Genomic DNA, 25388 nt, shown 5'->3' with positions numbered 1-25388 from the left:
ACGGCTACTCTCGCGACCATCGCCCCGACTTAAAACAGTTCATTTTAGACCTAATTTGTAGTGGAGATGGAGATGTACCACTATTTTTACGAGTAGCTTCAGGAAACGAATCAGATAATTCCATATTCGCCTCAATTTGTCAAGACTTTAAAAAACAATTAAATCTCGACAGTTTAATGGTAGCTGACAGTGCATTATATACCGCTCCCAATTTAGAAATGTTAACCAATTTAAGATGGTTAACTCGTGTACCACTCAGTCTGAAACAAGCACAGCAACTGGTATCTCAATTAAATGAATCAGAATTTCACGGCTCTTCTGTGACGGGATATAGTTGGTCGGAACACAAAAGTAATTATGGTGGAATTACACAAAGATGGTTAGTAGTAGAGAGCAGTTTGCGTCGTGATGCTGACCAACGTAAATTAGCAAAAAACCTCAAAAAAGCTGAAGTTGAATCCCAGAAGAAATTGCGAGAGTTATCAAATATTGAATTCGCTTGTTCAGCGGATGCCTATTCAGCAGCTAATCGTTTATCCAAACAACTAAAATATCATAATTTAACCCAAATTACCAGCAGAGAAGCGACAGCCAAATCAGCTACTAATTTGACTACTTCTCACGAAAAATCTAGCTCTATATTGATATTTAAAGTTCAAGCAAAACTAGAACTAGATGCTAATGTGGTAGCCCGAATAACCCAAGCTAGTGGCAGATTTATCTTAGCTACTAATGTGCTGGATGCAGAGCAATTAAGTCCTGATGAAATGATTGTAAAATATAAGGAACAGCAGTCGGCAGAGAGAGGCTTTGGATTCCTGAAAGACCCCCTATTTTTTACGGATAGCGTATTCCTCAAGTCGCCGGAAAGAATCGAGGCTTTAACTTTGATAATGGGTTTGTGTTTGTTGGTTTATACTTTAGGTCAAAGGTTACTCCGGCAAAACTTGCAACTCACTAATAAAACCGTAAAAAATCAATTGGGCAAAGGAACTAATCGACCTACTTTGCGCTGGATATTCCAAAGTTTTCAATCGATTCATGCCGTTTTTGTTCAAGGAATTCAGCAAGTTTCTAATTTGACATCTGAACGGTTGGCTATATTAAATTTGTTTCCAGTCACCTGTCGGTCTTATTATTTCTTGTTGTGAAATGAAGTTGAATATTGATTGAGAAAACTAACTCACATTTAAATAATTGTTGATTCAGCAATGATGTACAATTGTCATAATGCGGGCGATATATGCTGGGAATTAATAGTTGTTAATGATCTGATTTTTGACGTTTTATGGGTTAAGAAGATTTAATTCATGCCCTCACGTCAATTTTTAGGGATTCCTAACTGGATGATGCGATAGTTGCACAAATTTTTGGGTGTTTTTACTCATTATTATCTCCGATGATTCACTTTTACTTCCTCAATCCGCGTATGTGCCAGTTGGGGGTGCGGAATGTGGGTTTGAATCCCGAATCGGGTTGTTATATGCAGATATTCAAAAATATTTTGGGTGAGGAAAGGAATGTTTATGCTCCCCCTAGATTCAGGGAGTAAATCTCAAATCTACAATCTAAAATCGAATGACCCATCTAGCTGGGCCGGAAATTTTAGCTTTCATGCTGGTTGCGTCGCCTCATGTAAAGGTGTGGCTTGATATTTTTACCTCCAGCATGATATCATCAGGCTGCTCTATTTGGTTTGTTAATTTAGATGGGTTGTTAATAGAGAATTTACTAAATGAACCGCAGAGAACGCAGAGAGAGCATCTCAATGAAAGCCGCCCTCCGCTAGAAATTCGAGTTAGGAGTCAGGAGTCAGGAGCCAGGAGAAAAGAGTCAGAAGGAAGAAGGAAGAAGGAAGGAGCCAGAAGAAGTGTTTTTACAAATATGAGATGCTCCCGAACGCAGAGACCAAAGAGGGGAGAGAAAGAGCAAAGTAGAAATTTATTGATATGAGTTTAATTTACTTGAAACGGGAAATATTGAAATGAGATTGTTAAAACCCTGGCGTTTAGTTTTATTAAGTATAGTTTTTGGGATGGCTGTAATTTTATCAAATTGCGGCACTCCCTCAAACACGGTTAGCAATAATTCTCCAACTCCGCCAACTCCTGCTGCGGTTCCGGCTGGGGCTTTAGTTTACGGTGCTGGTGGGCCGCCGATCAATCTGGAACCGGGAAATATTACTGATGGCAATTCGGTGATTGTTATCGACCAGATTTACAATCGCTTGACTGATTTCAAACCGGGAACTGTGGAACTTGAACCGAGTCTGGCTACTGAATGGTCAAGTTCTAAAGATGGTAAAACTTGGACTTTTAAGTTGCGTTCCGGGGTAAAGTTTCACGACGGTACGGATTTTGACGCGGCAGCTGTTAAGTTTAATGTGGATCGCTGGTGGGATGCGAAAAATCCTAACGGTTTTCGAGAAGCGGGCAAGAATTATCCGATTTGGAAAAATCTTTTTGGCGGGTTTAAGGGAGAAAAAGATTCTTTAGTAAAAGATGTGGCGGTTGTTGATAAGTCTACAATTAAATTTGTTTTGAATCGACCTTTTGCTGCTTTTCCCTCGGCGATAGGTTCCGCTTATTTCGGGATGGCGAGTCCGGCGGCGGTGAAAAAAGCGGGTTCTAAATACGGCACTCCGGGGTCGCTGGCGGTGGGTACGGGGCCTTTTGTGTTTCAGGAATGGCGATCGGGCGATCGCATTGTTTTGGAGAAAAATCCGAATTATTGGAAAACTGGCACGCCAAAAGTCAATCAATTGGTAATTCGTTTTGTTGATGATCCGGCGGCGAGACTGGCTCAGTTGCGAGCAGGACAACTTGATTTTACTGTGGATTTAACGCCGGATCAATTGCAAGAAGTTCAGGGAGATCCTAATTTAGAAGCTGTTGTGCGACCTTCTTTTAATGTCGGTTATTTAGCCTTAAATCCGAGTTACGAACCTTTGTCAAAACCAGAAGTCAGGCGGGCGATCGCCCAAACAATTAACAAGCCAGCAATAGTTCAAGCTTTCTGGGGAGAACTCGGAAAACATGATTCGCAATTTCTCCCGCCTGCGCTGAATTGGGCGGCGTCCGATCAAGTTAAAGATTATGAATTTAACCCGCAGCAAGCTAAAGCAATGCTCGCGAAAGCCGGTTATCCGAACGGTTTTGATTTGGATTTGTGGTATATGCCCGTCAGTCGTCCCTATTTTCCCACGCCGAAGCCGATTGCTGAGGCTTTGGCGGCGGATTTGAGCGCGATCGGGATTCGGGTAAAATTGCTGACAAAGGATTGGTCTGCTTATTTAGCCGATCGGCTTAAACCTCCCGGCTTTCAAGCTTTTATGTTGGGTTGGACGGGCGATTATGGCGATCCAGACAATTTTTATTATCCTCACTTCGGGCCGGGTTCGACGGCGGATTTGGGAAATTGGAAAAATCCGAAAGTTCTGGAACTTTTGGATCGGGGGAGGGCGAGTGGCGATAAAGCAGCTAGGGCGAAAATTTATGCGGAAGTTAGCGAGATTTTGCATGGGGAAGCTGTGCGTTTGCCGATCGTACATTCGCAGCCGCTTTTAGGGAAACGCAAGAATATTCAAGGTTGGATTCCGAGTCCTTTGGGATCGGAGTCTTTTGAGGATGTTAGTAAGTCTTGAAAACGGCGGGTTTTACCTGCATATATTGGTGTAGGGGCGGGTTTTACGAGAAATATATGAAATAATTTAGTAGATTCATAAACCCGCCCTCTTCTCTTCGCGGTTCCCTAATAAAAGGCGGGTTTATCCATATCCTTCGTTACTACAAATATTTTTCGTAAAACCAGGCCCTACCAACCATATAACGATATGTGAAAATGCAGCCAAATCCGAGCAGAGCGAATCTCTATTAAAAAAATGATTAATTACATTATTAAACGTTTGCTGGGACTATTGCCAGTCCTGTTCGGAATCACTCTGCTAGTATTTATATTTTTGCATTTGATACCAGGAGACCCAGCTACAGTGCTTTTGGGAGAACGGGGAACTCCCGAACAGGTAGAAATCTTGAGATCCAAATTAGGTCTGAATCAGCCTTTACCTTTGCAATATTTGGCGTTTTTATGGAGTTTGCTGCGCTTGGATTTGGGAAATAGTATTATTAGCGGTATTCCGATAATTGATGAAATTATAAGTCGCTGGCCTGCTACTTTTGAACTGTCTGTGGTGGCGATGTTGGTGGCACTTGTTATCGGAATTCCGGCCGGGATTTTGGCGGCTGTTCGGAAAAATAGCTGGCTGGACAATCTTGCGATGAGTGGTTCGTTAATTGGCGTATCTTTGCCGGTGTATTGGTTGGGATTGATGTTGATTTATTTGTTTGCGGTTTATCTGAAATGGCTGCCTCCTAGCGGGCGCATTAGTGTAGATTTGGGGTTTGGTTTTAAGTCGATTACGGGTATTTATGTTTTGGATTCGTTGCTGAGATGGGATGTGGTGGCTTTGCGGGATGCGATCGCCCATTTAATCCTGCCAGCTTTGACTTTAGGAACTATTCCTCTGGCTATTATAGCTCGCATCACTCGTTCTGCGATGCTGGAAGTGCTTTCTCAAGATTACATCCGCACTGCGAGGGCGAAGGGATTGCCGGAATATTGGGTGATTTTGAAACACGCTTTAAAAAATGCGTTTTTGCCGATCGTCACAACTATCGGTTTGCAGTTCGGCACTCTTTTAGGGGGCGCTATTCTGACTGAAACGATTTTCTCGTGGCCGGGAATTGGTTCTTGGATTTATAGCGGTATTCTGACGCGGGATTACCCAATTGTCCAAGGAGGAGTAATTTTTGTGGCTGTAACTTTTGTACTGATTAATCTGGCGGTTGATATTTCCTATGCTTTTTTCGATCCGAGAATTCAGTACCGTTAATCAAAAGGAAATCAGACACGAAATGCTTGTTTAACATCCGGCCGCAGCAAGTAGTAAATGCTAGCTACTGCAAAACCCAGAGTTAAAAAATTGACTGCTGTACCGCCGCTGCCAAACATTTTGACAATTTGCGCCAGGATGGCGATGATATGGACAATTAACGTTCCCGTCCAAGCCCAATTTTTGAGTTGAAACAAACCCCAAGTTAAGAGTAAAGAGAGGAGGCCTAAAATAAAACTAATTCCAGCAAAAATTGCAATGAAGCCGCCAATTACAGTGCCAACTTTTGCCCCGCCGACAGCCGCACCGAGACCGCCAAAAATGCCGGCAAAAAGTAAGATGAACAAGCCGTCAAGCAGACTGAATACGCCGCTAATTAGCTGCAAGATTGCCAAAACTGTTACGCTTTGAGGACGATTCATTATTTTGATTTTCCATTTTTAAGGGGATTTGAAAAATATTTTAACCTGTTGTGGGCACAGGGCGGATATGTATTCACGATTTACGTACCGCTACCTGGGAAACCGAGTTTCTGCGCGGATTCTTCGCGGACAAACCTGTTATTTCTCGCAGAACCCGGGTTTATGAGAGTCAGCGTCTTAAGATTGTGTCGTTACGAGCTTAGCACTGGCCGATCCCGCTGCGATCGCTAACACGAGTCCGCAATGACCTACTGTAGTCGATCGCCCGCTGCCCGATCGGCCTTTGTTGCTGCTGAGGAGCACGCCCCGATCTCCCAAAAATGATATTATTTATTAAAATATATTTTTATTTGCCAGCAGCCGGGAGCGATTTTGTTTAGATCCACCTCTTTTGGCTGAAAAAACTTAACATTTTTTAATAACTTGCAAAGATTAGCTATAATTGTTTACAGGTGCTGGTTGGGGAACTTTTTATAAATCACCCGATCGGATGAGTCTGAAAGACGATGCCAAGCATCAGCAAAAATTTTACCTTTAAGGTAATCCTGAGATTAAATTAGGTGAGTCGGTATGATCGTTAGCCCTAAAAAGGAAACTGCTCAGGTCAAGGTGGAAGATACTCAGACTGTAGACACCAAGGCCGCAGAGACCAAAATTGCAGATAACAAAACGCCCCAAAAGCAGTCTCCGAAGAAACCCGCGCGCAAACCGCAGCGGTGGGCGATTGGGTTGGTTGCAGCCGGGTTGCTAGCTGTACCGACCACCATATATATAGCAAAAAGTCGATCGCAGCCGAAAGTAGATGCGATCGCAACTATGACAGTGCCGGTGGAAGCGCAAAACCTCACGGTGCGGATCACGTCGAGTGGCACCGTGCAGCCCGTACAGCGCGTGAATCTCAGCCCTAAAGGCTCCGGGCGCATAGCAGAATTATTTGTCGAACAAGGCGATCGAGTCGAAGCAGGACAAATCGTGGCCCGCATGGAAAGCCGCGATGTAGAAGCTCAACTAGCTCAAGCCAAGGCCCGCGAAGCCAGCGTGCGAGCCAAACTCGCCAAAATCGAAGCCGGGAATCGATCGGAAGACATCGCCAGCGCCCGAGCGCGCTTAGAGCAAGCCGAGGCCAGTCTCGCGCAAGTCCAAGCCGGTAGCCGCGTTGAAGAAGTTGCAGGAGCCAGAGCCCGCTTGCAGCAAACTCAAGCTGGCTTACAGCGACTGCGAGCCGGCAGTCGCGTTGAAGAAGTCAGCCAAGGGCGAGCTCGTTTAGCCCAAGCTCAAGCTCGTTTAGCAGATGCTCAAACCGGCAGTGTCAAACAAGAAATTGCCCAAGCACAAACGCAAATTGACTCGAGTAAAGCCCAAGCCGAACTAACAGCTCAACGGGTAGAACGCAATCGGCCGCTAGTGGAAGAAGGTGCTCTGGCTAAAGATAAACTGGATGAATTAATTAAAGAAAATCGTACTGCCCAAGCTAAATTAATAGAATCTCAAAGACGCTTGCAACAACTGCAAGAAAGTCGGGAGTCGCAAATTCAGCAACTGCAAGCTGCTGTGCAAGTCGAGCAGCAAGCATTGAACCAATTGCAAAACGGCACGCGCTCGGAAGAAATTGCCCAATCCGAAGCAGAAGTTGCTGAAGCAAAAAGCAAATTAGCGCAAGTAGAAAACGGCAACCGTCCAGAAGAAATCGCCAAAGCCGAAGCAGCAGTTGCTGAAGCCAAAAGTCAATTGGCCGCACAAGAAAACGGTTCTCGACCGGAAGAAATAGCTCAAGCTAAAGCTGAATTAGCCGAAGCTCAAGCTCAAGTCCGCTTTCAAGAAGTGCAGTTAGAAGATACGAAAGTTCGCGCTCCTTTTGCGGGAATTATTACCCAAAGATACGCCATCCAAGGAGCTTTTGTAACTCCCGCAACTTCTGCCTCGGAAGCTACTTCGGCAACTTCGACATCGATTGTCGCTTTAGCTAGAGATGTGGAGGTTTTGGCGAAAGTCCCGGAGGCTGATATCAGTCAAATTAAACCGGGTCAAGTAGTTGAAATAGTGGCTGATGCTTATCCCGATAAAGTGTTTAAAGGTCGCGTTAAATTAATTGCACCGGAAGCTGTTAAGGAACGGGATGTGACGCTATTTCAAGTGCGAGTTGCCATTGATACGGGCAAAGAGTCGCTGCAATCGGGAATGAATGTTGATTTGAGATTTGTTGGTCAAAAGCTGAGCAATGCTTTAGTTGTGCCGACGGTGGCAATTGTGACTAATAAAGGTCAAACGGGTGTCCTAGTTCCCGATGAGAAACAGCAGCCGAAGTTTAAGCCTGTTACGGTGGGCTCGACTATTGGCAACAAGATTCAGATTTTAGAGGGTGCCGCAGCGGGCGATCGCGTTTTTACCGAACTTCCTCAAGGTAAAAAATTAGAGGATATTATCAAGAATCAGAAATAGGTCATAGGGCATGGGGCATGGGGCATGGGGCATGGGGCATGGGGCATTATTTATCTCGATCGCTCTACGGTGTTTTCCCACCCGGAGATCCCCCCTAACCCCCCTTAACAAGGGGGGGACAAGAGCAGTCGAAGTCCCTCTTAATAAGGGGGATTTAGGGGGATATAGACTCGGCTACAAGCGAGTTTATTATGGGTTTAAATATTAAGTTGACACCAATAATCCCAATCCCAAATCCCAAATCCCAAATCTAAAATCTAAAATCTAAAATCGAATAATCCAATCCCAAATCTAAAATCTAAAATCTAAAATCGAATAATCCTCATTCCCTAATCGAAAATCTAAAATCCAAAATCTAAAATCGAATTATGGATATTGTTGAAAGCGTCAAAATGGCTGTCACAACTTTGATGGCAAACAAGCTTCGCAGCACCTTGACGATGTTAGGAATTATCATCGGCAATGCTTCTGTCATTTCGATGATCGGTATCGGGGAAGGAGCTCAAACATTTATCGAGGGACAAGTTAATTCTCTGGGTTCAAACTTGCTATTTATTATTCCCGGAAGTCCTGAAGCACAAAGCCGCCCGGTGATTCCGCCCCAGACTTTAGTAGTGGAAGATGCAGAGGCGATCGCATCTCAAGTTGCTTCTGTCCAAGAAGTCGCACCAACTCTCAATGACAGTCAACTCGTTACCTACCGCAACAAAAATGTCTCATCTTCTATTGTTGGAACTACGCCAGAGTTTCTGACAGTCAGAAGCTTTGATGTTGCCCAAGGTCGATTTTTAAACAAATTAGATTTAGAAAGACAAGAAAATGTGGTTGCTTTAGGATCGGAAGCTGCCGAACAATTGTTTGGCAATACACAGCCAATTGGTCAATACATTCGCATCAAAAACTCGACTTTTCAAGTGATTGGTGTCATGCAGGCGAAAGGCTCAAGTTTTGGCGACAATCAAGATATGAATGTTTATTTGCCGCTGACAACAATGGCTAACAGAATTGTTGGTCGCTCGTCTCCCTACGGTACAAAAGTTACATTTATTTCGGTTGCTATCAAAGATGAAACTATGATGCAAGCGGCCCAGTTTCAAATAGAAAATTTGCTCAGGTTGCGTCATAAAATTACTAAAGAAGATGATTTTACTGTTCGCAACCAGAAAGATTTAATGAATACTTTGGGCAGTATTACTGGTGCTTTGACGTTGATGTTGGCTTTCGTGGCGGCAATCTCGCTGTTTGTCGGCGGCATCGGGATTATGAATATCATGCTGGTTTCTGTTACCGAACGTACCAAAGAAATTGGATTGAGAAAGGCGATCGGAGCTTCTCAGCAAGATATCCTGATTCAGTTTATGATAGAGTCTGTGATTTTGTCAGCGGCAGGCGGGGCGATCGGCACTGGATTCGGTATCGGCGGCGTCCTTTTAGTAGCTGCTTTTACTCCCCTGCAAGCTAGCGTTTCCCCAGTGGCGATCGCACTTGCAGTAGGTGTTTCCGGCAGCATCGGCTTATTCTTCGGCATTGTACCTGCAAAACAAGCGGCTAAACTAGATCCGATTGTGGCATTGAGAAGTGCTTAAGAAGTCATTAGTCATTAGTCATTAGTCATTAGTCATTAGTCATTAGTCATTAGTCATTGGTTATTTGTTGGTTTCAATTACCAATGCCCGATGCCCGATGCCCAATTCTCAATTCCCAATTCCCAATTCCCCAAAGTATGAATTTTATTGAAAGCGTCAAAATGGCCGGTCAAACGCTACTAGCCAACAAAACTCGCAGCAGTTTAACCATGATCGGCATGATTGTCGGCAACGCCTCAGTAATTGCCATGATTGGAATTGGAGAAGGAGCTCAAAAATTTGTAGCAGGACAAGTTCAATCCCTGGGTACAAACGTATTAATCGTGAGGCCTGGAGTACCGAACGCTAGGCGAAGTACCATCTCAAGTGCGCCTCAAACTCTCGTATTGCCAGACGCAAAGGCGATCGCAACTCAAGTCCCTTCCGTTCAAGGCGTGTCAGCAGAACTTAACAGTTCAGAGATTGTTCGCTACAGCAACAAAAATGTTTCGTCTCTAATTTTCGGCACAATTCCAGAGTTTCTAGAAGTTAGAAGCTTTGAAATGGCAAAAGGGCGGTTTTTGACCGAACTTGATGTTAAGCAAAGTAACCAAGTTGTGGTGCTCGGTTCAGAATTGGCCGAGAAACTTTTTGGCAATACAAATCCCTTGGGCGAACAGGTGCGGATTAAAAATGTCAGCCTCAAAGTAATTGGAGTATTGGCGCCCAAAGGCACATCTTTTGGTACGAATTTTGATAATTCCGCCGCTGTGCCGATCGCCACAATGGCCAATCGCATTGTCGGGCGCACATCTCCCTACGGTTTGGCTGTCACATCGATATTTATTTCGATTAAAGATGAATCGCAAATGGACGCGGCGCAATTTCAGGTAGAAAACCTGCTGAGATTGCGGCACAAAATTACTACCGAAGATGATTTTACTGTCAGAAATCAGAAAGATTTAATGGCAAGAATGGGGGCAATTTCCGGCGCTTTGACTCTGATGTTAACTGCTGTTGCCAGCATTTCCCTATTAGTCGGTGGCATTGGGATTATGAACATTATGCTTGTGTCTGTTAGCGAACGCACTCAGGAAATTGGGCTCAGAAAGGCGATCGGCGCATCTCAACAAGATATCTTATTTCAATTTATTGTCGAAGCTGTAATTTTATCAGCCGCCGGAGGGATAGTCGGTACTTGCGTAGGTGTGGGTGGTATCTTGATTGTAGGTAATTTCACGCCCTTGCAAGCTGGAATATCACCCGTGGCGATCGCCCTTGCGGTCAGTGTATCCGGTGCAGTTGGCCTATTCTTCGGCGTTGTCCCCGCCCGCCAAGCGGCAAAACTCGACCCGATCGCAGCTTTGAGGAGTGCTTAATAAATATCTACTTACCTTGGTTACAAAATACGCTCATTTTATGATATCGGAATATGGGTTATATAAAAATTTTAAAAAAGTATTTTTTTGTAAAGATTTAACAAAGTTGCACTGTTTGAGCATTGGTAACAAGTTAAGCCTGTATGGCAGTTGTCAAGGGGGTTTGAGAAGATATCTCAAAGAAATATCGATCGGAGCCTCGCTGTCGATCGGGGCTCATGTGCAACAATTAACTTAACATTGGGCTTTCGTTGAGATTTAACAATACCTAAATCCCGATTTTCTCTTCAAGGCGAAATACTCCATCGGGTCAGTTGCCTTTCCTTGTTGGCGGGCTACATAAAAATGGTAAAGACCCCGGTAAATCATCTCTAATGAAATCGAATCTATTGGTAAAGAGAGTTGGTCAGCAACGGCATTACCTAAATCGACCAAGATTGCATAAAATATCCAAGTTCCCCAAATTTGAAGCTGAACGCCATTGAGAGAACCCGTCCACAAATAACTTAATCCCAACAGCCTTTTTACGGTATTGAAAGCTTCTTCAATCCTCCAGCGCCTGCGATATAAATCTGCCACAACGTAGGGTGGTAAAACTTGAGGTTCAAGTACGCTTAAGGAGGCAGGAAAACTTAAAAATCTCTATCGACATGGCTTGTTGAGTAACTGTCGTGGGTCGGCACCACAAAAAGCCTTATCTTGCTAACATTCTTGTGAGTTCTGTTACTCCGGCTACCTCTCGCCACAGCAAAGTTAATACTGCTGCTACCATCAAGGGTAGGTTAAGAATTCTGGCTCGTAAACCCGGTTGACGGTAGTAATTTTCTTGTGAGGTGATGGCTGGTGTTAGTAATGCCGATAGTTGCGAGGCAATCGCATCATCTTCCACCATCGGTCTTGTGGTTTTTTTGGCGTGGGATCGGTTGGTCTTTTGACTCTTAGCCATATTTACTGACCTACACAATCGCTCAATTATTTGTCAATTATATCGTTCGATCGTACCAACTCTCGCAATCGATCGTCCTCGCCCCGACGCTCGAAAGTACACTTGTGGTGCAACCCGGGATCGATCGCCCGCCACTGTTATCGATCGCCCGCCACTGTTATCGATCGCCCGCCACTGTTATCGATCGCAGTGCCACGCCAATCGAGCCAACAACTTATTAATAATGATAATCGCGCCCTTGCGTGGGAGAGTCTGCCACAGGCGGACTCTCCCACCCTTACCCCTTGTTTGATGATCATTATTATCCAATTATATTTATGCACAAAGGGGTATTGACAGAATCTACTCCTTTTGTTGAATTATCATTATCCAATTATATTTATGCACAAAGGAGTATTGACAGAATCTACTACTTTCTAACTTGTTACCAAGGCTGTTTGATGAACTTTTGTAAATAGTATTTTGAATTACATTTACAGCGCAAAAGTTCATCAAAAACCCATTAAATGTTAAAGATTTAATAAACCTTTATTGTGGCGTTTGCTTACGAACAACAAAGTTTAATAATATTAAATCTGGGGTAAACAGACTTAAGCATCTACTGACAGTAGGAATCTATGCGCTTTAATCAAAATATCCAATAAATCAACATGGCATCCCTGACCCATAGTCCTCAATTTGACTATCTCGAAGGAACCACCCAACCAGACATATTTAACGCTTTGGATGGCAACGACATAATTTATGCCAACAGCGGAGACGACTATCTCGAAGGCGATGTCGGCAAAGACAAAATCTGCGGCGACCAAGGTAACGATACTATCATTGGCGGTGCAGACGACGACATTCTCTGGGGAGGCAAAGGCAGCGACCTAATTGGTGGCGATGCCGGCAACGATATCATCTATGCAGGCGCAGGTAGCGATACCGTGAGCGGCGGCACAGGCGATGATATATTTGCCATTGCTAAAGGCAGCGGTGGCCCAACTGTAGCAACAGCCGACTACATCGCCGACTTCGGCAACGGCAATGACAAAATTCGATTGCTAGATGGCCTCACCTTTGAAGATTTAAACATCCAGCAAGGCACCGGAGTCAACAGCAACAGCACCGTAATTCAAGACAAACTAACGGGCGAGTATTTAGTAGTATTGCAAGGAGTCAACAGCAACACAATCAACCGCGACCAATTCACAAATCAGCTATCGGGAAACCCTGTCATTGAGTGGAACGGAGTCATGCTGAATGCAGTGCGGACAGCCAACACCGCGCCTCCCCTCGCCTCCCGCAACATGGCAATGGTTCACGCAGCCATTTACGATGCTGTTAACTCGATCAGCAAAAAATACAGCCCTTACCAGGTCAACATAGATGCACCAGCAGGCACATCAGCAGAAGCTGCCACCGCCGCAGCCGCCCATCGCGTCTTAGTCAGCGTCTACCCAGCGCAAGCAGCCACATTCAACGAAGTATACGCATCGTCTTTAGCTAAAATTACCGATGGCAAAGCTAAAGAAGACGGGATTGCCCTCGGACAGCAAGTTGCTGACCAAATTATCAGTTCGCGGAGTACAGACGGCATCACAAAAGTAGTGCAGTACACCCCCTCAACCAACCTTGGCAGTTGGGTGCCGACTCCCCCCGCCCTTGCCCCCGCGCTGGCACCACAGTGGGCAGAAGTTACTCCCTTTGCCATGACTAGCGGTTCTCAGTTCCGCCCGGTCGCCCCGCCCGCCCTTGACAGCGCGCAGTACGCAGAGGAAGTTAACTACGTCCAAGAAATCGGCAAAAGTGACAGTCTTACGCGCACCGCAGACCAAACTGTGATCGCCAAATTCTGGGCCAACGGCGCTGGGACGTTTACCCCTCCGGGTCACTGGAACCAAATCGCCGAAGAAACAGCGAATCTCACTGGTCAATCCTTAGAAGATAGCGCCCGCTTGTTCGCCCTGCTGAATATTGCTCTCGCCGATGCAGCTATTAGTTGCTGGGATGCCAAGTACCAGTACAATTTATGGCGGCCGGTGACAGCTATCCGCCAAGCTGACACAGACAACAATCCCGAAACGACAGCCGACCCCCTGTGGACTCCGCTGCTAACTACTCCACCGTTCCCTGAGTACACGTCGGGCCACAGTACCTTTAGCGGTGCGGCAGATCCTGTTATGAGTTCTGTATTTGGTTCGGATTACGGCTTTGCTGATCGGGGTGATCCATCTGTCAACACTTTGCGAACCTATCAAAACTTCAGCGAAGCGGCCGACGAATCGGGCCTGAGTCGCATTTACGGAGGCATTCATTTCATGAGTGCTAACGTAAATGGTTTAAGTGTGGGTAGAAATGTGGGGAATTATGTTGTCCAGAATTTCTTAACAGCCTAGGAAAGTTGGGGCGGGTTTACAAGATTGCTGAGATGTTGCACCATTTTCAATAATCTTTTTAGGAACGGGCAAGATGCCCGTTCCACAAAACTCAATTTTATTGTGGAACAGGCATCTTGCCTGTTCCTAATTATTCCAGCAATTCCACAGTGCCGAGATAGCCATCTACTCGGACTTTTTGACCGTCTCGCAAGCGAGTTGTAGCTTCAGAAATATTCATAACTGCGGGAATTTTGTACTCGCGAGCGATAATTGCTCCGTGAGATAGTTGGCCGCCAACTTCGGCGATAATTGCTGTTGCTCCTAATAGCAGCGGTGCCCAACCTGCATCGGTGTATGGGACTACTGCGATCGCATTTTCTCCTAAATCCGTGCTCGCGGTGCGGCAAATCTTGACAAAGCCTTCGACACGGCCAATACTTGCGGGAATTCCCTGGATGATATTAGTTTCCGATGTTGCGGAGTCGATCGCCCTTGTCTGAGAATTTGGCAGCAAATTGCCGTAGACAACAGGGGGAATCGGACGATCGCGATCGGCTACCAGGCGATCGCGCCTTTGGCTAATTGTATCCTGAAAAGAAACACTCGCGCCGCTACGAATCCACTGCTGAATTTCCCCAAATTCCAGATAAAAAATATCCCCGCTTTCGTGAAACACCTGCATTGCCAATCCGCAAGCTTCAATCTCCAAAAAAGTCCACCGTAAATGAGCCAACAACCGCGCGTAAATTTCGCTAATTTCGTTTTTGACAAGCGCTCTTTCTTGACATTTATCTAATCGCCACTTCTGCGAAAAAGTCAATCCTCTTTCACGCTTTTCAACTAAATTTGTTGCGCCTTTTTGAGCCATATTTATTAGCAACTTTTGATAAACTTCCGGTTGTTCTCGCCAAGTAGGAACAGCAATATCCGTCCCCACCTCGCTCAAATATCCGTAAATATCAAGCCACTTTTCAAAGTCGGCTTGTAAAGCCGGAGTTGCCGCAAATGTCTGTGCTAAATCTGCGACTGAACCAGTTTCGTCAGGCTGGGAAACAGCAGCTTGCCGCAATTTCTGAGCCAACTGCTGTAAAGCTCGCACCGAAGCAATTTCAGGAGCGCTGTCATTAGCAAGCCAGTCATCATCAACGCGAAAAATTGCCTTGCGAATAGCCAGCCCGATCGGCCCTAATATATTGTAGTAAGTAATCGGTTTCAGCCACTCCTGAATTTGCTCCGCTCTCTCCAACAATTCCGTTAAATATTGATAATTGGGCATTGGGCATTGGGCATTGGGCATTGGGCATTGGGCATTGGGCATTGGGCATTGGGCATTGGGCATTAATATTCCTTTTGACTCATCCTCCATAATTAATCCGTGTATCCGTGTCAAAATCCGTGTCGTGCCGGCCTTCTCCAGACTTTGCAGTGCCGGGAGGAAAATAGAACTACGATCGCCCTTAAATTCTGCATTGAGCGCCCTCTCTCGCTGCACCAGACGCCACAACCCAGGCAAAGAAGGCAAAATCTTCCCCAAAGGCGGCTTGCCCATTTTTTGCCCTCTGAGCAAAAATTCCAAACCCTGCTCCGGCAATCCCATCATCCGAAAAATTTCGCCCAACAAAGTCGCATTAAAATAGGCGTGAGAACCGAGCAAAGTTGCCGTTTCATTAAAGTTTAAGCCGATCGCGCGATCGCCCAAAACCACCTTGAATATTTCTCCCCAAACGCCGCAAGTCAGCGGCCGATTAATCGACCAAGTTAGCGGACGAATTGCACCGGGAATCACTTCCGCTGCAATAGTACGCGTCCAAAAAGGCTGCAAATTAGTAATTGGGCGGCTTTGCAAAATCCAAACTTTTTCCCCGTCCCAACTCCACTCAATATCCTGCGGAATTCCGTGAAAAAATGCTTCAATCGCTTGGGCTTGTTTCACCAATTCTGCTAAAATCGATTGAGCAATAATTGAATTACTTTGAAGTTCAGTTAATTTTTTTTCTAAGGATTCAGGTTTACTAAAATCAATTTCTAAATGAACCGGAGTACATTGGCCGCCGACAACAGATTCTGCTCCTCCCGGTAAAGCTTCTATAATTACCTGGGAACCACCATCTAAAGGATTGCGGCTGAACATGACTCCCGCCAATTCGCTGTCAATATAAGGCTGAATTAATACAGCCATTTGGGTGTCGGGCAATTGTCGCTGTCGGCGATAAGCCACAGCTTCGGAAGTCCAATAAGACTGGCGGCAGCGATTAATGCCGTCGAGTAATTCTGCTTCAGTGAAAACAGGGCCAATAGTTTGATATTGTCCGGCGGCCGAACTCGTATCGCCATCTTCTCCCGCAGCAGAAGAACGCACAATCATTCGATTTTGGATTTTGGATTTTAGATTTTCGATTAAAGAATTAGGAATTGACAATTCCTCACTATTTCCTCGATGCCCGATGCCCGCTTCTTGTGATAATATCCAACCAGAGGGTACATTAAACCCGGCTCGTTTGAGTTGAGACAATTTAGCAGCTTTATCGCCGCAGATTGCAGCATCTAACGAGTCATCAAGAGAAAACAATTGATCTGATTTAGATAAAGCCATATCATCACCTTGACTGAAATTAATTGCTGCTAACAACAAAGCTAATCCTGCTGCTGCTAAAAATTCGGGCATTGATTGTCGCCACACCCAAACCCAAATTGGCGTGCACAGACACCCGCAACGGGAAGCAAAGAGTCTCGCCCGATCGCCCTCACCCCACCACCGCTGTGCCAAACCCCACACCAGCAGCCCCCAAATGCCCGATGAAACAGCCACCGGCGGCGAAAATACCAAAAGACCCCAAACAGCGTTGGTCACGCCTCCACCTCGGGCGATCGCATATCTGCCTGCAACTAGAGGAATTAACAGGGCGATCGCGATCGCAGGTGCATCCGGGAAGTAAAATCGCCCCGCCAAAACCGGCAAAATACCCCTGGCAATTTCCGCCAACACCGCAGCAATTCCCGCTAGTTTCCCCCCGTGAATGAAAGCAGCAGACACACCCACATTCCCCGTGCCCAGCGCCCTCAAATCTCGGCGGCTAAACACTCGCACCGCCCATCCCGTTAGCGGTAAAGCACCCAGACTGAAACTAGCAGCCAACAGCCATGCTATTGTCCCCAACGGCATAAAATCTGCTCTCCTATTTTCACGCTCTAAACATTATGACGGCAATTATGTCAATTTTTCTGTCTTCCGATATATCAACCAGACGGCATTAACACTTAAGATAATATAAAAGTAGAGTAGATAAGGATTTAACTATCATGACAGATGTCAGCTTGACGACCCCAATAGCAGTTCTTGTCGCTGGCTTTATTGCCGCAGTTACGATCGGCTCGATCGCCTGGTACAACTCCAAGCGTCCCCCCGGTTGGGAATCCAAAGAACGCCCTGATTTTGTACCGAAAGTTGATAAAGACGATTTGATTGCTGATGTTTCTGACTCGAAACGTAAATAAAACAAAGTTTCTTTAGAGGAATAAAAGCAGGACTTGTGCATTATTAATGAGAAAACTCGGTCATTACCAGTTGTCATTGCTAGCCAGAGCGCGGCAATTTCAAGGGTTCACCTTTCCATTTTTGGCGCAAGTCCTATAAATCTCAAATCCCCAATCTAAAATCTACAATAAGGTGCGCCCCTAAGCACCCTACATATACAGGACTAAGGCTAAAAAGTAGTTTTAGACGATATATATAGCGTAAGGTGCGTCCAGCGCACCTAGAGATTCTCCGTTCAAGACAGATATAGAATTTCTGCCTAAGTCTTGTGAATATAGTGTAGGGGCAATTCTGAAAAAGCCCCTACAAATCGGCGATACCGCGCAAGTTCTGCTAGCTTATTTTTGCAGCGGATTGAGTTTCGTCACCGAGCTTTCCTTGGCATCTTCAGCGCTATCTTTCAGGAAAGCAGAAGCATCCTTAACAGCGGCGCCTACTCTCTCTAAAATATTGGCATCGGGATCGCTGCGATCGAATACGGGTTGAGCCTTAGCCGGCTGTCCGTCTGGCGCTTCTAACAGAGTTTTATCTCCGCCGAGTTCGAGGTCGAACTTGTCAGTTTCCATCGGTGCAGAACCCGGATAAAGCAGCTTTGAGGAATTAGATTCAGCGGTAGTCGAGGCCAGGAGACGATCGCCTACAATCGACAAATCAGCCCGATTCTTTTCTGCTTTAGCAGGCGATTGATTGACTTTAGGGTCAGTAGACATTTGATAATTCGTGTATCCATCTCCACCGGCCTTGTGAGGGTTATTCATTCCTCCCATTTGAACGGGAGGATTCTCTGGCCGAGCACCTCGAACATCGCCGGGATTACAAGCGGTGCTGGTAAACAGCAGCACACCTGCCATAAATACAGTCAAAAATTGAGTCAAAAATTGACCGATACGCAGTCTTTTAAAAAAAGCAGTTACAGTGTTCACAAAAATTTCCCGATTTTTTACTACTACTTGTCAAGAGTAAAAGTAAACTCCCCATGCGTGCCTCTAACGGCGGTGATATTTTGCTGCGGGTTGCTATCGACTTTTTTATAACTTTAGAGGGATTTCATAAACTGCGGAGATTTTGCCCAAGCAAAGCATAATGGTAGGGTGCGCCAGTTCCAATAGTTGCTGGAATTGAAGAGATTTTTTGTTTCTGACACACCCTACAAGCTCTTAATTAGGGAATTTTTCGACTTTCGCTTCAGCTTGCAAAGTCAGCAAACCAGCTTCCACATTTAGCTGCTGAATTCGCAGGGACATTCCCTCAAGTTCAAAATTTCGCAAGTTTAAAACTTCACCAGCTTTGTCCGCCAAAGCTTCAGTTAAGTCCGGCGAAAATTCCTTGTTTTCGGGATACTCGACATCCTGAAGAGAAATTGCCCAACCGCCCGCTGCGATCTGAGGTTTTGATGTAAAATAAATTTTTTCAGTTGAGGCAGTTTCCTGCACCAATACCTCAGCATTTAAAGCGATTTTTCCGGCTAGCAATTGGCACTCAATAGTTTTAACGTCTATTGTCTGCTGTTGTCCGTCAACAGTAACTTTTAAGTTTTTCAGTTTCCTGCTGATGTATTCGGAATTAAAAGCGCGGTTGATATCGCTTTCTGTTAAAACAGCGCGCGCCGCACCGAAGGCAGGCCCGTTCAGTTCAATTTTGCCAAACATAGCGGTGAGGGGATTGACAGCAATATCCTTTATGTGAATTTGCAAATCTTCCACGCGCAAATCTTGTTGCATTACCAACCCTGTGCCCTCAACGGCAACCGCCTCTACTGAACCCTGGGCTAGCTGGATCGGATCGGTGTTGACTGTGACAGACAAAGTTTCTGATTCGTCTAATTTGCTAGCAATAGCAATCTCTGCCACTTTGTCGATCGCCTGTTCCCCTAAACTTCTATTTTGTTGAAGCACGCTCAGAATTCCTAATAATATTATTGTTTAAAAATAGTAGTTAATACTTAATAAAGTATGCGTCTTCCTCTCGGCAGGTTTCTCGTCTGAAAAAAACTTAGCCAAAGACAGAGGGTTTCCAGCAAATTGCTAAAATTAATCAGGTACTCTTCGGCGCACTCTACATTGACAATCAAGCATCCAGGATACCCGCCACGTGATTCATCCGTCCAGAAATAAAAAACCTGTATCCGATGAAACTTGCCGAACGTATTGATCTCGCGCAAGTCAATGCTTCAATTCTTTAATCTAAAATCTAAAATCTAAAATCGATTGACTCGGTGGCGAAGCGGTGAAAAATCAAAAACTTGGATTTTTGCCAAAAGTCTTTTCGAGAAGTTCGATCGCCCGGTACAATTAAGTTAAGAGCCGGCACCGCCATTTGCAATGAATCCAGAATCAACTCTCGCTAGACTACAAGCTACACTTCCCGACGGAAAACTGCCTTCTAGCTACGGGGTATACTTCAAAAACACCCTAGTAGCCCTATGTCACGCCCTAGAAGACCACATTTTGCAAACCAGTGGCGGGGACAAGAACGAACTCCAACCCTTAGTTTTGGTAACGTTTCAGCAGGGAAAATGGTATTTACAGGAAGCCGATCGCTACCTAGATATTGCTAATGCCTCTCGGCGCGTTGTCATAGGTGCAGTAGCCGACAGCGGTTTTGCTACCCACAAAACCGGGCAATTAGAAAATGTATCTTTAATAAATCTCGATGAGAATGACCCCATAATCGAAGAATGGAATTTAATCATCCTCGCCCCGACATACAAAGCAATGGTGCTTTGCCGCGAACTTTCAGCCCAGGAATACTTGCCAGAAGGCAAGCCTGAAGTAGATACAGAACGAAAGTTCTACGGTTTGTGGTCGTTTGACCAGTCTTTGGTGTCGGCGGCTGCAGAAATTTTTATAGAACAGACGCGACATTACAATTCTCCCCTGGCCGACACTTTGCTGGAAATGCACCACGAAATCCTGGCAACCATTGGCCCGCCCTTGGCCGACATTAGTGGCGTGGTATCGCGGATAGTCACTTACCTGCAAAGTTCTCAGCAGCAAATGGTAGCAATTAACCGCCAAACCCGCGAGTTGTGGGAATTGGAAGGTCAAGCTTTGCGCGTCAGCCGGAATTTGAACGCTAACAAACTTCAAGCTTTTCTACGCATGGCCCAGCGCGTAGACGAACGCGATACCGCAAACCCCACAGCGTCATTGCAGGTGGCGGCTTTGTCGGAAACTTTGGGTCAACTGCTGGATTTGCCGGCTTTGCAGTTGCGGAGGCTGCGGCTGGCTGGATTGCTATTTCGAGTCGGCTTAGTTTCTGCCCCGAATGAGGTGTTCGATCGCACTCCCGATGCTTTTGACGAAGCAACTTTCTCGTTTTGGCGCGATCGCAGTTTCATTGGTTCCCAACTGCTGCAAGCAATGCCGGAACTAGCACCCGTAGCGGAAATTGTCAAGCATAAACTCGAATATTGGGACGGCAGCGGCAGGCCAGAGGGTTTGCGAGCCGAAGCGATACCGATGACTTCGCGGATTTTGGGGTTGGTCGCTTATTTTCAAGAACTGACTCAACCGCGTGGCGATCGTCCCGCTTTGAGTTTGAGCGAAGCTTTGGAAGAGTGCCGGGAACTGTCGGGCACGCGCTTCGATCCGGCTTTGGTGGAAACTCTGGGCAACGTCGTCAGGCTGGCAGAAATGGGTTTGATGGAGTTACCAACTCGCCCTAGCCAACTGCCTAACGTGTGGTTGGAGGATTTGGGCGATCGAACGACCGCGACCGCTCCGGCATTATAAAATAACTCGACTGTTGACTGTTGACTGTTGACTGTTGACTGTTGACTGTTGACTGTTAACCAACAACTGACAACCAACAACTGACAACTGACTAATGACTAATGACCTCGAAGCCATACGCCAAGGCAAAATTTTGATGTTGGCCGGCACTGATTTAGCCGGCAAAGACTTAGCCGGAGCCGATCTCGCCGGTGCTAACTTGTCTCAAGCCAACTTGAGTGGAGCTAATCTCGCCGGCGCTAACTTGCAGCGGGCCGTATTGCGAGCCAACCTCCGCGGCGCTGACTTGAGCGGCGCTAACCTGCGAGGGGCAGATTTTCGGAATGCCGATTTGCGGGGAGCTTCCTTCGCTAACGCTTTAGTCCGCGACGCAAGTTTTGGGGGTGCTTTTTTGACGGGGGCATCCATCGGCAATTTGGATTTGAGCGGTGTCGATTTGCGCGGTGCCGATTTGCGGGGCGCTGCTTTGGCTAGGGCAATTTTGCTTGGTGCCGATTTGAGCCATGCTAATTTGTCCGGCGCTGATTTGTCAGGAGCTGACTTGGAAGAAGCGATCCTGAATGGAGCCGTACTGCGCGGCGCTAACCTGACGGGGGCTAATTTGCTTTGCGCCATGATGGAAAAAACCCTTTGGGATGGAGCTTTGCTCGATCGCGCCTGTCTCCAAGGTACCCCCCTGAGCCCTTAAATTTCAACAATGTTGTTTTGAACACAGACAAAAAACAAGATCTGCTTATGAGGTGAATAAGCACAAGCGATTTTTACATTTCTTAATATGAGGTTATAATGGCGACTGTAGATGAGCAAACGAATAAATGGTAGCAGCTTTGTTTAGCGGTACATCCTTTCAAGGTCAAAGTGGCGATCGCCTTGTTAGTAAAGTAGCAGGAGCTGCGATCGCAGCCTTATTCAAGCGTTCTGAAAAGGCCGAGGCCAACATCCGAGTCGAACCAGTAGCCAAACTCTTGCAGGGAAGCATCGACGGTTTCGACTTCGTTGGCAAAGGTATGTTGATGTACAACGGCCTTCGCATAGAAGTGATGGAACTCTATCTGCAAGCACTCTCCATTGATTTTGGGGCGATTTTTGCAGGTCAAGTGAAATTACGGCAGCCTACCCAGGCAAATATGCGAGTAGTCTTAAGTCGATCGGATTTAACCACCTCATTCAATACACCTTTTGTAGTTGAAAAACTCCAGAAGCTGAAGTACCAAGAGCAATCTCTGCACTTTCAAAACACTGAAGTCAGCTTCGGAACCGACAAATCAATTCGGCTTCAGTCCGAAATTACCGTAGGCGATGCCAGCGAACCGGTCAAAATAGATATTACTGCTCAATTGCAAGTTGAAGACAGACGCAAAATCCAATTTGTCAGCGTTACTTACGGCGGTGACGAGCAAGCAGTAGACTTGGGTCAAGCTATAATTGCCCACGTAAATAACTTGCTAGACTTAGACAAATTTGCCTTAGAAGGCACTCAACTGCGAGTAGACCGCTGCCGAGTTCAGAACGACGAGCTGGTTTTCTACGGTTGGGCTGGTATCGAACAGTTTCCCAAAGGCAAGCGCTAAACCTCACCAGGCTGAGGTTTGCCCAGCCATCTAGTTTGGAAAAAGAGCATTTTTCAGTTAGCAAACAACCCGCACCGGCGGGTTTTGCTTTAGATATTAGATGGGAGGAAAAATCTAAGATCTAAAATCTCGCATCTAAAGTCGATCGAGGCAAAATCAGCACAGAGGTTGATTCGAGCGGGCAAATTATTTTGATAGATTTAAATAATAAATTAAACCACCCTCAAGAATAAAAATGCTCGGAATTTATTTATTTTGTATCTACGTCGCAGTATTGTCCGTGTTTGCTGGCTCCAGCCCCCGCAGCCCTGAGAAATGGTGGGTAGAAATCGTCACAGATTTGCCCCGCTGTACCTACTATTTTGGCCCCTTCGACACCGACAAAGAAGCCTCCAGCAATATTCCGGGCTACATCGAAGACCTAGAAAGCGAGAAAGCCAAAAGAGTTAGCATCCGCATCAAACGCTGTCAGCCTTCGGAACTCACGATTTGCGACAGTGAATTCTCAGAGGGTATCGCGGCTTAAGAATTTTGATAGTCCAGACTCCAGAAACCGGGTTTTTTGACTAAAATACTCCCTCTCTCGCGAGGGGTATCTGTTAAATAACCCGGTTTCTGAGCGTCAAGAGTGCCTAAGTTTTGTTTGAGCTTTCAATTACCTCAAGCCTCAACAATAATATTAAGCCTCATCTTGTCCTAGTCCTTACCTTGCGGAGTTTGTATTTGTAGTGGTGGCTTAAAAGTCGGCATCTTCTCCACCAAAATGCAGATTTTATGAACCATTAACTGCCAAAATTTATCGGGATCGAATCAGCACTGAGGATGAGCCGATCGCTCTCGTTGCGTTGATAAATTGAGAACAGTAAAAACTACTTAAGTCTTCTCCGAGGTAAATATGTTTGAAATCTCTATGTTGGGTATGTTTTTCACAGCTTTTTGGGTGCTAGCTCAACCTGCTAGCAGCACTCGACGCGACGAATGGTGGGTAGAAGTGGATACAGATTCCCCAAAGAGTACCTATTACTTTGGGCCCTATGACAGCAGACAGGAAGCTTCCGACAACTCGAACTACTACATCCGAGACCTGGAGAACAAAGGAGCTAAAAAAATTAGCATCAACATCAAACAAGGTAGTCAACCTACTCAGCTAAGAGCTAGCGAAGAGTCTTGAGAAGGTGGGAAAGTGCAAATTACGGGCGAATAAAATTTGAGTTGTTAACAGGGTTTTTTTCAAATGAGATCGCGCTGGCATACACTAGGGACACAACAATGCTGTGTCCCGATGAAATAGTGAAGAAAGAATCTTATTTGCGTCCGAGAAATGCACGCTTTTTCAAAGCACCATCTGATTGAGATTACTGCGAGGATTAAAAGTGCGATTTGCTTTGATTTTTTCATAGCATTCGCGTTCTACACTGCTAATTTCTTTCGGTGGCACGATCGCAATTTTTACTAACAAATCAGTCCGCTCGTCTTTCTTCGGTTTCGGCCATCCTTTGCCCCGCAACCGCAAAGACTGACCCGAACGAATCCCGGCTGGAAATTTCACAGTGATCATACCTTCTGGCGCCGGCACTTCAATTGAAGCTCCCAACACCGCTTCGTCGGGAGTTATCGGCACTTCGCAGACCAAATTCTCTCCCTCAAACTGGAAGAAAGCGTGAGGCAACACTTCTAATTTTAGGTACAAATCTCCCTGTTGCTTGGTGTATGGGTCAACTTGACCTTTACCTTTTATCCGAATTTTACTGCCGGTTTTCACTCCAGCAGGAATCGAAACTTCCCCCGTGGCGACTCGCTTAGAAGTTCCCCGAAATGCTTCCCCCAGAGTCAGGGAAATGGCGACCTCGGTGTCGAGAGAGCTTCCTGCGGTGCGGTTTTCGTACCCCGCGAAATCTTCAAATCCGCCAAACCCGGTGGGCCCGCCGCTGGTGCTGCGGTAGTTGCTGTAATTCCACTTGGCGTTGCGCGCATTACCCGGACTACTACCCGCGCGACCTAACAAGGCATTGATAAATTCGTCAAAACTGCCGTACTCGCTGAAGTCAACCCCGCCAAAGTCTACATTCGTACTGCCCCCGCCGGGCCATCCGCCTGGAGTTGTGGCCGCTTGCTTCCAGTATTGACCGTATTGATCGTATTTTTTGCGTTTTTCAGGGTCTGAGAGCACTTCGTAAGCTTCGTTTACTTCTTTAAAACGAGCTTCGGCTTCTTTGTTTCCGGGGTTCATGTCCGGGTGATATTTGCGGGCTAGTTTGCGGAAAGTTTTTTTAATTTCGTCAGAACTGGTCGTTTTGTTGAGTCCCAAAATAGCGTAATAGTCTTTAAAATCTGTTGCAGCCATTAAGTAATCCCCTCTTTATTAGTTGTTATTTGTTAGTTGTTAGTTGTTAGAAAGAATAAATCCCAAATTAGCCGCAGGATGGCGCATTAGTATAATGCCAGGAGCCGAAGTGCCTGCAGCATCTCATTCAAATTATAGGTTATCAAAGGTTGGGACTCGATCGAGTTCGGTTGTTGCTGGGCGTTCGATCGCAATTTCC

General features: G+C 45.9%; 19 protein-coding genes and 1 pseudogene. 14 read left to right on the top strand and 6 right to left on the bottom strand.

The window, feature by feature from the left end; all coding sequences use genetic code 11:
* The 4 genes from QUB10_RS01945 to QUB10_RS01930 form a co-directional block, all read left to right on the top strand.
* On the top strand, positions 1-1151 hold a 1151-nt coding region (locus tag QUB10_RS01945), incomplete at its 5' end, for an IS1634 family transposase (protein WP_333198985.1).
* Positions 1152-1578: 427 nt separating this feature from the next.
* Positions 1579-1953 (top strand): hypothetical protein, encoded by a 375-nt coding sequence (locus tag QUB10_RS01940; protein ID WP_333198982.1) that lies wholly within the window; start codon positions 1579-1581, stop codon positions 1951-1953.
* Positions 1954-1984: 31 nt separating this feature from the next.
* The gene (locus QUB10_RS01935; RefSeq protein WP_333198979.1) at positions 1985-3643 is read left to right on the top strand and encodes an ABC transporter substrate-binding protein; all 1659 of its coding nucleotides are present in this window, start codon (positions 1985-1987) and stop codon (positions 3641-3643) included.
* Positions 3644-3880: 237 nt separating this feature from the next.
* On the top strand, positions 3881-4891 hold the full coding sequence (locus QUB10_RS01930) for an ABC transporter permease (protein WP_333198977.1): 1011 nt from the start codon (positions 3881-3883) through the stop codon (positions 4889-4891).
* 11 nt (positions 4892-4902) lie between these two features.
* On the opposite strand, the gene QUB10_RS01925 is transcribed toward QUB10_RS01930, so the two are convergent.
* Complete coding sequence (locus QUB10_RS01925) at positions 4903-5313, bottom strand: hypothetical protein (protein WP_333198974.1); 411 nt, start codon at positions 5311-5313, stop codon at positions 4903-4905.
* 570 nt (positions 5314-5883) lie between these two features.
* On the opposite strand from QUB10_RS01925, the gene QUB10_RS01920 reads away from it, so the two are divergent.
* The 3 genes from QUB10_RS01920 (at position 5884) to QUB10_RS01910 (ending at position 10696) form a co-directional block, all read left to right on the top strand.
* On the top strand, positions 5884-7752 hold the full coding sequence (locus QUB10_RS01920; protein ID WP_333198971.1) for an efflux RND transporter periplasmic adaptor subunit: 1869 nt from the start codon (positions 5884-5886) through the stop codon (positions 7750-7752).
* 368 nt (positions 7753-8120) lie between these two features.
* On the top strand, positions 8121-9338 hold the full coding sequence (locus tag QUB10_RS01915) for an ABC transporter permease (RefSeq protein WP_333198969.1): 1218 nt from the start codon (positions 8121-8123) through the stop codon (positions 9336-9338).
* A 137-nt stretch (positions 9339-9475) separates the two neighbouring features.
* Positions 9476-10696, top strand: coding sequence for an ABC transporter permease (locus QUB10_RS01910; protein WP_333198966.1), 1221 nt, complete (start codon positions 9476-9478; stop codon positions 10694-10696).
* A gap of 133 nt (positions 10697-10829) precedes the next feature.
* Here the strand turns inward: QUB10_RS01910 and QUB10_RS01905 are convergent.
* Positions 10830-11588 (bottom strand): annotated as a pseudogene (locus tag QUB10_RS01905) (transposase).
* Between the two features lie 704 nt (positions 11589-12292).
* Here QUB10_RS01905 and QUB10_RS01900 point away from each other — a divergent pair.
* Positions 12293-14023 (top strand): phosphatase PAP2 family protein, encoded by a 1731-nt coding sequence (locus tag QUB10_RS01900; protein WP_333198963.1) that lies wholly within the window; start codon positions 12293-12295, stop codon positions 14021-14023.
* A gap of 130 nt (positions 14024-14153) precedes the next feature.
* Here QUB10_RS01900 and QUB10_RS01895 read toward each other — a convergent pair whose 3' ends face one another.
* Positions 14154-17168 carry a glycerol-3-phosphate acyltransferase gene (locus QUB10_RS01895; protein ID WP_333198961.1) on the bottom strand — a complete coding sequence of 1005 codons (3015 nt, stop codon included), beginning with the start codon at positions 17166-17168 and terminating at the stop codon, positions 14154-14156.
* Positions 17169-17305: 137 nt separating this feature from the next.
* Between QUB10_RS01895 and psb35 the strand changes: the two genes are divergently transcribed.
* A complete protein-coding gene (gene psb35 / locus QUB10_RS01890; protein WP_333198959.1) occupies positions 17306-17500 on the top strand; it encodes a photosystem II assembly protein Psb35 in 195 nt (64 codons plus the stop codon).
* A 378-nt stretch (positions 17501-17878) separates the two neighbouring features.
* Here psb35 and QUB10_RS01885 read toward each other — a convergent pair whose 3' ends face one another.
* Positions 17879-18463, bottom strand: coding sequence for a DUF6658 family protein (locus QUB10_RS01885; protein WP_333198957.1), 585 nt, complete (start codon positions 18461-18463; stop codon positions 17879-17881).
* 234 nt (positions 18464-18697) lie between these two features.
* On the bottom strand, positions 18698-19435 hold the full coding sequence (locus QUB10_RS01880; RefSeq protein WP_333198955.1) for a DUF2993 domain-containing protein: 738 nt from the start codon (positions 19433-19435) through the stop codon (positions 18698-18700).
* 426 nt (positions 19436-19861) lie between these two features.
* Between QUB10_RS01880 and QUB10_RS01875 the strand changes: the two genes are divergently transcribed.
* From QUB10_RS01875 to QUB10_RS01855, 5 genes are all read left to right on the top strand, one after another.
* Positions 19862-21274: an HD domain-containing phosphohydrolase gene (locus tag QUB10_RS01875; protein ID WP_333198953.1), complete on the top strand. Its 1413-nt coding sequence runs from the start codon at positions 19862-19864 to the stop codon at positions 21272-21274.
* 94 nt (positions 21275-21368) lie between these two features.
* Positions 21369-21962: a pentapeptide repeat-containing protein gene (locus tag QUB10_RS01870; protein ID WP_333198951.1), complete on the top strand. Its 594-nt coding sequence runs from the start codon at positions 21369-21371 to the stop codon at positions 21960-21962.
* A 127-nt stretch (positions 21963-22089) separates the two neighbouring features.
* Positions 22090-22845, top strand: coding sequence for a DUF2993 domain-containing protein (locus tag QUB10_RS01865; RefSeq protein ID WP_333035730.1), 756 nt, complete (start codon positions 22090-22092; stop codon positions 22843-22845).
* Positions 22846-23080: 235 nt separating this feature from the next.
* On the top strand, positions 23081-23371 hold the full coding sequence (locus QUB10_RS01860; protein WP_333198949.1) for a DUF1816 domain-containing protein: 291 nt from the start codon (positions 23081-23083) through the stop codon (positions 23369-23371).
* Positions 23372-23740: 369 nt separating this feature from the next.
* Entirely contained in the window at positions 23741-24016 is a 276-nt protein-coding gene (locus QUB10_RS01855) for a DUF1816 domain-containing protein (protein ID WP_333198946.1), read from the top strand.
* 162 nt (positions 24017-24178) lie between these two features.
* On the opposite strand, the gene QUB10_RS01850 is transcribed toward QUB10_RS01855, so the two are convergent.
* Positions 24179-25189, bottom strand: a complete 1011-nt coding sequence (locus tag QUB10_RS01850; RefSeq protein WP_333198943.1) for a J domain-containing protein — start codon at positions 25187-25189, stop codon at positions 24179-24181.
* Positions 25190-25388 lie beyond the last annotated feature (199 nt).

It is taken from the genome of Microcoleus sp. B5-D4 (assembly GCF_036705145.1).
Classification (GTDB): domain Bacteria; phylum Cyanobacteriota; class Cyanobacteriia; order Cyanobacteriales; family Microcoleaceae; genus Microcoleus.
The sequence above is the reverse complement of the archived record's forward strand: the minus strand, read 5'-3'. Positions and strand labels throughout refer to the sequence as shown.